At 70.2% G+C, this 3,165-nt stretch carries 4 protein-coding genes; 2 read left to right on the top strand and 2 right to left on the bottom strand.

Translation table 11 applies throughout. The features are described 5' to 3' along the window. Positions 1 to 399 (bottom strand): zf-HC2 domain-containing protein (locus tag ACQKIP_RS43780; protein ID WP_427745561.1); only part of this gene is annotated, 399 nt, incomplete at its 3' end. A 212-nt stretch (positions 400 to 611) separates the two neighbouring features. Further along, the gene (locus ACQKIP_RS43775; RefSeq protein WP_365856896.1) at positions 612 to 773 is read right to left on the bottom strand and encodes a hypothetical protein; all 162 of its coding nucleotides are present in this window, start codon (positions 771 to 773) and stop codon (positions 612 to 614) included. A gap of 156 nt (positions 774 to 929) precedes the next feature. Between ACQKIP_RS43775 and ACQKIP_RS43770 the strand changes: the two genes are divergently transcribed. Together ACQKIP_RS43770 and ACQKIP_RS43765 are read left to right on the top strand one after the other, a co-directional pair. Further along, positions 930 to 2,654, top strand: a complete 1,725-nt coding sequence (locus ACQKIP_RS43770) for a molybdopterin-dependent oxidoreductase (RefSeq protein ID WP_365856898.1) — start codon at positions 930 to 932, stop codon at positions 2,652 to 2,654. A 94-nt stretch (positions 2,655 to 2,748) separates the two neighbouring features. Continuing rightward, positions 2,749 to 3,165 (top strand): fasciclin domain-containing protein (locus ACQKIP_RS43765; RefSeq protein WP_427745560.1); only part of this gene is annotated, 417 nt, incomplete at its 3' end.

The following is a 3,165-nucleotide window of genomic DNA, read 5'->3' as shown; positions in this document are numbered from 1 at the left end:
GGCCCGGGCTGCCTGCTCGTGGGCCCGTTGGGCTTCCTGGGACTGCCAGGTCGCAACGCCCCCCAGAGCCGTGGTGGCGGCCAGGCAGGCCGCCAGCAGGAAGCGGCCTGCGCGGCTGCTCCCGGGCAACACCGCGCCGAGTGCCGCGCGCACCGAGCGCGGCGGCTGCTGCCGGACGCCGGTGATATCGCGCAGGACGGACTGCTTGAGCGCGGGGGGCGGGGATACGACGATGTCGGCGGCGCGGGCCAGCCGGGCGGCCGTGGCGTCGAACTCCGCCACCTCCTGACTGCAGTCCGTGCATAACGCGAGATGCTCCTCGAACCGCGCGCGCTCATCGGGGTCGAGGGCGTGCAGCGCGTAGGCCCCTGCCGGGGTGTGCGGGTTGGTCAAGCTCATGCCGCCCTGCCTTCGTGAGTGCGTCCGGAGAGTTCGGGCCCAGGGATTGCGCTGGTGGCGCACGTGAGCAGGGCGATCGGAGTGGCGGTAGCAATTCGTTGCGTACGGCCGTGCGGATTGGTGCCGGGTCGATCACGCTCACCGTGGCATCCCGGACGTCCGGCGACGCCGGGCGGCGCTGTCGCAGAGACGCTGTCGCAGAGGACGCCGGTTCAGTGGGCGCAGGCCCCGAACTCCGCGTGCCGCGCCCGGACCGCGTACGTGTCGTCGTCCCGGTTCTCCTGATGCTCCGTGGGCGGAGGCGGAGCGAAGCGGTGCTGAAGCACCTCTGCCCGGATCTGTGCCATCACTTCGTCGAACTCTTCGTCTGTCATCTCGCCGTCACCTCCCTGTCCATGAGTAATCCGGAGCGAACCTGATGCCTGGATTGGTCGGCTTCTGCCGTTCTGTTCGGTGTTCGCGGCTATGACGGAGCAAGGAATTCGGAGCCGTACGCCTCGCGGATTGGTCGTGGAAATTTTCTCCTCCAAATGAGCGGACGACCAATCCGCACCCCAACTCCGCTCCGGATAGCCGGTGTGAGCAAAGAAGCGAAGAAACCGAGAGGCACGGCCGTGTGGCGGCTCGGCGCGCTGGGCGCCTTGAGCGGTCTGCTGGCGGGATATTCCGCGCTGGCGACGGCGGAACTCGTATCTGTCGCTGTACGTGCCGAGTCCAGCCCCGTGATCGCGGTGGGCGGGGCGGCCATCGACCGGACACCGGCCGGCGTGAAGGACTGGGCGATCCGCCAGTTCGGGACGAACGACAAGCTCGTCCTGCAACTCGGAATCCTTGCCGTACTCACCCTTCTCGCGCTCGCACTCGGTGTCCTCGCCACCCGCTACCGGCGCGTCGGTTCGGCAGGAGTCCTCCTGTTCGGGGTGATCGGGGCCTTCGCCGCGACCAGCCGTCCCGACTCCACCGGCATCACCGACGCGCTGCCCTCCGTGGCGGGCACCGTGGTGGGAGCGGGCCTTCTCTACTACCTCGTCGGGCGCCTGCGGCACGGCGCAAGTCAAGGCCGCGCGCAGGAGGCGGCCAAGCCCGATCAGACCGACGAGGACGTACCGGCGAACGACGCGACCACGTCCCCCGAGACAGCGCCGCCGCACGACGGCGAAGCGGGCTGGGACCGGCGCGGGTTCGTCATCGCCGCCACGGCCGCGGCAGCCGCGTCCACCGGGGTCGGCCTGCTCGGCCGTTCCCTGAACGGCGCGGGCGGCAAGGACGCCATCGCCTCCCGCAATCAGGTCAGGCTGCCCGCCCCGGCGTCGGCCGCCGCGCCCACCCCCAAGCGGGCCGCGCTGCGGATCAAGGATGTCAGCCCGTTCATGACGTCCAATCAGGACTTCTACCGGGTCGACACCGCGCTGGTGGTACCGAAGGTCGATGCGACCTCCTGGCGGCTGCGGATCCACGGCAAGGGCGTCACCCGCGAGAGGACGGTGAGCTTCGCGGACCTGCTGCGCATGCCGCTGATCGAGCGGAACATCACGCTGGCCTGTGTCTCGAACGAGGTCGGTGGCCCGTACGTGGGCAACGCCCGCTGGATCGGCGTGCGCCTGGCCGACCTCCTGGAGCAATGCGGCGTCCGCCCGCCCTCCAAGGGCGGGCCCGCGGACCAGCTGGTGGCCCGGTCCGTGGACGGGATGACGATCGGCAGCCCGGTCGAGGACGTGATGGACGGCCGGGACGCGCTGCTCGCCCTGGGCATGAACGGGCAGCCGCTGCCCTTCGCGCACGGATTCCCGGTGCGCATGGTGGTCCCCGGCCTCTACGGCTTCGTCTCCGCCTGCAAGTGGATCGAGGACATCGAACTGACCACGTTCGACGACTACGACCCCTACTGGGTCAAGCGGGACTGGGCCCGCAAGGCGCCCATCAAGACCCAGTCCCGGATCGACACCCCCAAGCCCTTCGCCCGGCCCGGGGCCGGCACGGTGATGGTCGCCGGGGTGGCCTGGGCCCAGCACCGCGGCATCGACAAGGTCGAGGTGCGGGTGGACGACGGCCCCTGGCAGCAGGCCGATCTGGCCGCCGAGGACACCCGCGACACCTGGCGCCAGTGGTCCTACCCGTGGAAGGCCACCTCCGGGGGCCACACGCTCACCGTGCGGGCCACCGACCGCACCGGCCAGACCCAGACCCAAAAACGCACCCGCACGATCCCCGACGGGGCCAGCGGCTGGCACTCGGTGGTGGTCACCGTGGACTGACCTGCCCCAGAGCCGCCGGCCGACAGGACCGGGGCCGGCTCTGCCCCCCGTACAGCGCGCATCTTTCCCCCGTGAAAGCAACCAAGGAGTAGACATGAACACCATCACCCGCCGTACCCACCGTGGAGCCCTCGTTCTCGCCGCGGCGGCGATGCTGCCGTTGGCCCTGACGGCCTGCTCCAGTGACGAGGGCAAGGACAAGGCGTCCTCGGACTCGAAGTCGTCGGCCTCGTCGGACAAGGCCAGCGACAGCCCCTCGAAGGACACCGGCGCCATGGACGAGCCGTTCGGCTCCGCGTGCGCCTCCGTCCCGAAGGACGGCAAGGGCAGCTTCGACGGCATGGCGAAGGACCCGGTCGCCACCGCAGCCTCGAACAACCCCGAGCTCTCCACGCTGGTCACCGCGGTCAAGAAGGCCGGCCTGGTGGACACCCTGAACAACGCCAAGAACATCACGGTGTTCGCGCCGACCAACGACGCCTTCGCGAAGATCCCCAAGGCCGACCTGGAC

The organism is Streptomyces sp. NPDC059900 (genome assembly GCF_050270335.1).
Taxonomy (GTDB): domain Bacteria; phylum Actinomycetota; class Actinomycetes; order Streptomycetales; family Streptomycetaceae; genus Streptomyces.
The sequence above is the reverse complement of the archived record's forward strand: the minus strand, read 5'-3'. Positions and strand labels throughout refer to the sequence as shown.

What these genes read in the sequence shown, in the direction of transcription:
- ACQKIP_RS43770 (WP_365856898.1), top strand. Translation starts at nt 930, where the DNA reads ATGAGCGGACGACCAATCCGCACCCCAACTCCGCTCCGGATAGCCGGT.
- ACQKIP_RS43775 (WP_365856896.1), bottom strand. Translation starts at nt 773, where the DNA reads ATGACAGACGAAGAGTTCGACGAAGTGATGGCACAGATCCGGGCAGAG.